The sequence below is a fragment of the Massilia phyllosphaerae genome (genome assembly GCF_034659755.1).
GTDB classification, from domain to species: Bacteria; Pseudomonadota; Gammaproteobacteria; order Burkholderiales; family Burkholderiaceae_D; genus Telluria; species Telluria phyllosphaerae.
Genome location: NZ_JAXSQX010000020.1, coordinates 1 through 6,502, shown reverse-complemented (window position 1 = coordinate 6,502; position 6,502 = coordinate 1). Strand labels below are relative to the sequence as shown.

Sequence of the window (6,502 nt, the reverse complement as noted above, 5' to 3'; positions counted from 1 at the left end):
GTACGGCTTGTCCCTATAACCTTGGCAGTACAAGGTTGAGATTGACAGCTGTTTGTTGATACCAGATTCAAAAAACTAAATACTTCTTCCGGATTCAGAGTGGCGCCCAGCACAGCGAAGCGCACTCGTACAGTTTATGCCTGATGACCATAGCAAGTCGGTACCACCCCTTCCCATCCCGAACAGGACCGTGAAACGACTTTGCGCCGATGATAGTGCTGCAACCAGTGTGAAAGTAGGTTATCGTCAGGCTAATTAATAGTAGTAAAAAGTAGTACTGCAAAAACCCCCGCTCAGTGACCTGAGCGGGGGTTTTTGCTTTGCACCTTCCCTATCAGCCATCAGCTAATTGAAAGGCTGGGCAGCCACCCGCCGCTGTCCGGGTTCCCCCCCGATATCAGAACGCCGGACAAGCCGGTATCGCCCAGTTCGTCGCACACGCACATCCGATGCTTGAGCATAGACAGCCTGGATGGGCAACGGTTCCGGCTCACACATCGATCAACTTGTCCGGCGTGATCGGCAAATCGCGGATCCGCTTGCCGGTCGCGTGATAAATCGCATTCGCGATCGCCGCCGCCACGCCCGTGATACCGATCTCTCCCACGCCCTTGGTGCCGAGTTCGTTGATGTGCTTGTCCTGCTCGTCGACGACGATGATCTCGATCTCGCCGATATCGGCATTCACCGGCACGTGATAGTCGGCCAGGTTCGCATTCACCGCGCGCCCGACACGCCAGTCCATCTCGGTCTTTTCCATCAAGCCCATGCCGATGCCCCAGACGATGCCGCCCATCAGCTGGCTGTGCGTGGTCTTGCGGTTGATGACGCGCCCGACGCCGTACGATCCGACGATGCGCGGTACCCGGATCGTTCCAAGGTCCGGGTCGACATGGACTTCCACGAATACCGCGCCGAAGGCCTGCATCGCGTAGCGTTTCTTTTCGTCGCCCTGTTCGGCGCTCGCTTCACCGACGATCGGCTTGCCGCCGTTGCGCGCCACCACCGCCGCCATCGAATCGCGCCGCTTGGGGTCGGCTTTTGCCACCAGCCAGCCATCGACCGCATCCACCTCGTTCGGATTCAAGCCATGCAGCGCCGATCCGCTGTCGCCCAGCGCGGTCGCGACCAGCTTGTCGCGCGCGGCCAGTGCCGCCTGGTGCACGGCCGGCCCGACGCTGGCCACCGTCTGCGAGCCGCCCGACACCGGCGCTTCCGGGAAGGTGGTGTCGCCCAGCTCGAAGCGGATGCGCGACACCGGCAGGCCCAGCGCATCGGCTGCGATCTGGGTCATCACGGTATAGGTGCCGGTGCCCAGGTCGTGGGTGCCGCTGCGGACCAGCACCGTGCCGTCCGGGTTGATCCTGGCCGAGGCCTTGGCGCCCTTGCGGTTGGCTGGATACGCCGCGGTCGCCATGCCCCAGCCTACCAGCTTGCCGTCGGCGCGCATCGAACCGGGTTGCGGCGTGCGGCGCGACCAGCCGAAGCGCTCGGCGCCGGCACGGTAGCACTCGCGCAGCGACTTGCTCGACCACGGAATATCCTTCTCGGGATCCTTTTCGGCATAGTTCACCAGGCGCAGCGCGACCGGATCCATCTTGAGCGCATACGCCAGCTCGTCCATCGCCGACTCCAGCGCGAAGCTGCCGCTCGACTCGCCCGGCGCCCGCATATAAGTCGGCACGCCGACGTTCAGCGTCGCCAGGCGCTGCGAGGTCTGCAAGCTGTCGCTGGCATAGGCTTTCCTGGTCACCGCCGTGCAGGGCTCGACGAAATCGTCGACGAAGGAGGTGCTCGAGATGGTGTCGTGGGTGACGGCCAGCAGCTTGCCATCGCGGCCGGCACCGAGCTGCAAATGCTGCTCGGTCAGCGGACGCGCACCGACCGGGCCATACATCTGGGTGCGCTCCAGCACGAGCTTGACCGGCACGCCGGCCATGCGCGACGCCATCGCCGCCAATACCACGTGCGACCAGGTCGTGCCTTTGCTGCCGAAACCGCCGCCCACGAAGGGGCAGACCACGCGCACCTTGTCCGGATCGATGCCCAGGCTGTGCGCAGCGGTGCGGCGCGCACCCGAGACGTTCTGGGTCGAGTCGTACAAGGTCAGCGCATCGCCATCCCAGGCAGCGATGGTCGCATGCGGCTCGAGCGGGTTGTGGTTCTCCATCGGTGTGGTGAAGGTGACGTCGACCCGTGTGGCCGCGTTCTGCAAGCCGCGCATGGCGTTGCCGCGGCCGGTCTCCGGTGGACGCTCGGGCTGCGGTTCGGGGCGGCGCGGACGCAATTTCGCCTGCTGGAAGTCGAGTTGCGCAGGGGAGGTCGCATACCGTACCTGCAGGCGCCGCGCGGCGTCACGTGCGTGCTCGAAGGTGTCCGCCACCACCACCGCGATCGGCTGCGCGTTGTACTCGACGCGGTCGTCCTGCAGCAAGGACAGCTTCGGGTTCGGCGGCTGCTGCTTGTTGTCCGGCTTCGACTGCTCCGCGCCGGCGCTCTTGCTGCCGTCTTTACCGCTGGTCTTGCCCTCCGCTTTCGGCTTGGGCAGGCGCGGCGCATTCTGGTGCGTCATCACCAGCATCACCCCGGGCATGCGCCCGATCGCGGCGCTGCCGATCGCCGTGATGCGTCCCTTCGGCACCGTCGACAGCACCATCACGCCATAGGCCAGGCGTGGGAGCTTGTGCTCGGCCGAGTAGGTCGCCTGCCCGGTGACTTTCAATCGCCCGTCGAGGCGGTCGATACCTTGTCCGATGACGCTCATGCTTTCTCTCCCGCCTCGCGCAGGGCGCGCACGATGGCGCGCTGCGCAAGCTTGATCTTGAACCGGTTGTCCTCCAAACCCTGCGCGCCCTCGAGCAGCAGCGCGGCCGCGCGGGCCGACCGTGCGTCGTCGAGCGGCTGGCCGGCCAGCATGCGCTCCGCTGCCGGCACGCGCCACGGTTTGTGCGCCACGCCGCCGAGCGCGATGCGGGCCTGGCGCACGACGCCGCCCGACATGTCGAGAGCCGCCGCCACCGACACCAGCGCGAACGCATAGCTGCTGCGGTCACGTACCTTCACGTAGCGGGCATGGCGCGCGAACAGAGGCGGCGGCAGGTCGACCGACGTGATCAGCTCCGCCGGCAGCAGGACGGTATCGCGTTGGGGTGTCGATCCCGGCAAGCGGTGGAAGTCGGCGATCGGGATGCTACGCGCGCCTTGCGGGCCGCTCACCTGGACCACTGCATCGAGGGCGGCCAGGGCGACGTTCATGTCGGACGGGTTCACCGCGATACAGGCATCGCTCATGCCGAGGATCGCATGCATGCGGTTGTAGCCTTCACGCGCGCCGCAGCCGCTGCCCGGCGCACGCTTGTTACACATGGCGAAGGCGGTATCCATGAAGTAGGGGCAGCGCGTGCGCTGCAGCAGGTTGCCGCCGACGGTCGCCATATTGCGCAGCTGGGGCGATGCGCCGGACAGCAGCGCTTCGCTCAAGAGCGGATAGCGGGTGCGAACCAGCGGGTGGTTGGCGGTGTCGCTATTGCGGGCGGCGGCGCCGATGCGCAGGCCGCCGTCGGGGAGCTGCGTGATCTGCTCGAGGCCGATGTGATTGATGTCGACCAGGCGCACCGGCTGTTCGACGTCGCCCTTCATCAGGTCGATCAGGTTGGTGCCGCCGCCGATGAATTTCGTGTCGGGCTGCTGCACCAGGCGGATGGCACCGGCCGGGTCGGTGGCCTGTTCGAAGTCGATGCTGCGCATGGCCGCTCCTCAGACGTTGGCCGTCGTGCGGATCGCAGCGACGATATTGTTGTAGGCGCCGCAGCGGCACAGGTTGCCGCTCATGCGTTCGCGGATCTCCGGATCCGTAAAGCTGATCTTTTGTTCGCGCACGTCGGGCGTGACGGCGCTGGCGGTACCCGCGCGGATCTCGTCGATGCAGGCCACGGCCGAGCAGATCTGGCCCGGCGTGCAGTAGCCGCACTGGAAGGCATCGTGTTGCATGAAGGCGGTCTGGATCGGCGCCAGGTCGTCGCCCCGGGCGATGCCTTCGATGGTCGTGATCTTCGCGCCCCGGTGCATGATCGCCAGCGTCAGGCAGGCATTGATGCGGCGGCCATCGACCAGTACGGTGCAGGCGCCGCATTGGCCGCGGTCGCAGCCTTTCTTGGTGCCGGTCAGGCCGGCCGATTCGCGCAGCGCGTCGAGCAGGGTGACGCGCGGCTCGAGCGACAGGGTCTGATCCTTGCCGTTGATGTTCAGGGTCAGCGGACGTGGCGGCACCCCCGCCGCTGCCGCTGCCCGAGGCGGTGCGGCGTGAGCAGGCAGCTGGGTTGCGCCGATGACGAGCAGGGTGGATTGCATGAAGCCGCGGCGGGTGGTGTCCACGTCCGCATCGGTGCTTGAAGGGTGATCGGACGGCTGGTCGGACATGGGCTACTCCCGGTAGGGCACGGCGGACGGAAAGCGTTAGCTGTTCATTATCTGCTTACCGTGGATTGCTTCTGTTAGATGACTCACTTAGTTGGGCGTTAAAAAGCGACAACAGGGTCTTGCGCGCATGCTCATCCATTTGCTATAGTTCGGCTCCTGCTTCTGCAGCGTCGGAAAAGCTGAACGAAATCAAGTAGTTGAGCTGAGTGTTTTGATAACACCGCTGGCGCTGAAGAAAAAGATGGGGTTGACGAGTTAAGCGAAACATTGCATAATATCTCTTCTATGCTGCTGACAAACAAAACGATTTGTCGCCAAGTAGCAAAGCGCAGTACCGAACAAAGTTCTTTAAAAATTAACAGTCGATAAGTGTGGGCGTTTGATGAAGGTGCCAACAGTCGCGTAAGCGCTGTTGATTACTTAAATTATCAAATGTTCACAAAAGTATTAAGCGTTGTCTCAGCAATGAGATGACGGTCAGTATCTTGAGTGAGCGACTCGGTAGCAATACCGATGGCAGCAATGCCAACAAACAGAGATTAAACTGAAGAGTTTGATCCTGGCTCAGATTGAACGCTGGCGGCATGCTTTACACATGCAAGTCGAACGGCAGCGCGGGGCAACCTGGCGGCGAGTGGCGAACGGGTGAGTAATATATCGGAACGTACCCAAGAGTGGGGGATAACGTAGCGAAAGTTACGCTAATACCGCATACGATCTATGGATGAAAGTGGGGGATCGCAAGACCTCATGCTCCTGGAGCGGCCGATATCTGATTAGCTAGTTGGTGAGGTAAAGGCTCACCAAGGCGACGATCAGTAGCTGGTCTGAGAGGACGACCAGCCACACTGGAACTGAGACACGGTCCAGACTCCTACGGGAGGCAGCAGTGGGGAATTTTGGACAATGGGCGCAAGCCTGATCCAGCAATGCCGCGTGAGTGAAGAAGGCCTTCGGGTTGTAAAGCTCTTTTGTCAGGGAAGAAACGGTTGAGGCTAATATCCTCGGCTAATGACGGTACCTGAAGAATAAGCACCGGCTAACTACGTGCCAGCAGCCGCGGTAATACGTAGGGTGCAAGCGTTAATCGGAATTACTGGGCGTAAAGCGTGCGCAGGCGGTTTTGTAAGTCTGTCGTGAAAGCCCCGGGCTCAACCTGGGAATTGCGATGGAGACTGCAAGGCTTGAATCTGGCAGAGGGGGGTAGAATTCCACGTGTAGCAGTGAAATGCGTAGAGATGTGGAGGAACACCGATGGCGAAGGCAGCCCCCTGGGTCAAGATTGACGCTCATGCACGAAAGCGTGGGGAGCAAACAGGATTAGATACCCTGGTAGTCCACGCCCTAAACGATGTCTACTAGTTGTCGGGTCTTAATTGACTTGGTAACGCAGCTAACGCGTGAAGTAGACCGCCTGGGGAGTACGGTCGCAAGATTAAAACTCAAAGGAATTGACGGGGACCCGCACAAGCGGTGGATGATGTGGATTAATTCGATGCAACGCGAAAAACCTTACCTACCCTTGACATGTCAGGAATCCTCGAGAGATTGAGGAGTGCTCGAAAGAGAACCTGAACACAGGTGCTGCATGGCTGTCGTCAGCTCGTGTCGTGAGATGTTGGGTTAAGTCCCGCAACGAGCGCAACCCTTGTCATTAGTTGCTACGAAAGGGCACTCTAATGAGACTGCCGGTGACAAACCGGAGGAAGGTGGGGATGACGTCAAGTCCTCATGGCCCTTATGGGTAGGGCTTCACACGTCATACAATGGTACATACAGAGGGCCGCCAACCCGCGAGGGGGAGCTAATCCCAGAAAGTGTATCGTAGTCCGGATCGCAGTCTGCAACTCGACTGCGTGAAGTTGGAATCGCTAGTAATCGCGGATCAGCATGCCGCGGTGAATACGTTCCCGGGTCTTGTACACACCGCCCGTCACACCATGGGAGCGGGTTTTACCAGAAGTAGGTAGCTTAACCGCAAGGAGGGCGCTTACCACGGTAGGATTCGTGACTGGGGTGAAGTCGTAACAAGGTAGCCGTATCGGAAGGTGCGGCTGGATCACCTCCTTTCTAGAGTAGCACC

At 61.5% G+C, this 6,502-nt stretch carries 3 protein-coding genes and 2 rRNA genes; 2 read left to right on the top strand and 3 right to left on the bottom strand.

What is annotated here, in order from left to right; genetic code table 11:
- The first annotated feature begins 139 nt into the window (after positions 1-139).
- Positions 140-252: ribosomal RNA gene (rrf, locus tag U1H99_RS30000) — 5S ribosomal RNA — on the top strand.
- A gap of 238 nt (positions 253-490) precedes the next feature.
- On the opposite strand, the gene U1H99_RS29995 is transcribed toward rrf, so the two are convergent.
- Genes U1H99_RS29995 through U1H99_RS29985 form a run of 3 tightly spaced genes read right to left on the bottom strand, consistent with a single transcriptional unit; the run spans position 491 to position 4,419 of the window.
- The gene (locus U1H99_RS29995; RefSeq protein WP_323145148.1) at positions 491-2,764 is read right to left on the bottom strand and encodes a xanthine dehydrogenase family protein molybdopterin-binding subunit; all 2,274 of its coding nucleotides are present in this window, start codon (positions 2,762-2,764) and stop codon (positions 491-493) included.
- Positions 2,761-3,747, bottom strand: a complete 987-nt coding sequence (locus U1H99_RS29990) for an FAD binding domain-containing protein (RefSeq protein WP_323145147.1) — start codon at positions 3,745-3,747, stop codon at positions 2,761-2,763. The genes U1H99_RS29995 and U1H99_RS29990 overlap by 4 nt, the downstream gene beginning before the upstream one ends.
- A gap of 9 nt (positions 3,748-3,756) precedes the next feature.
- Entirely contained in the window at positions 3,757-4,419 is a 663-nt protein-coding gene (locus U1H99_RS29985; protein WP_323145146.1) for a 2Fe-2S iron-sulfur cluster-binding protein, read from the bottom strand.
- A 541-nt stretch (positions 4,420-4,960) separates the two neighbouring features.
- On the opposite strand from U1H99_RS29985, the gene U1H99_RS29980 reads away from it, so the two are divergent.
- A 16S ribosomal RNA gene (locus U1H99_RS29980) occupies positions 4,961-6,489 on the top strand.
- Positions 6,490-6,502 lie beyond the last annotated feature (13 nt).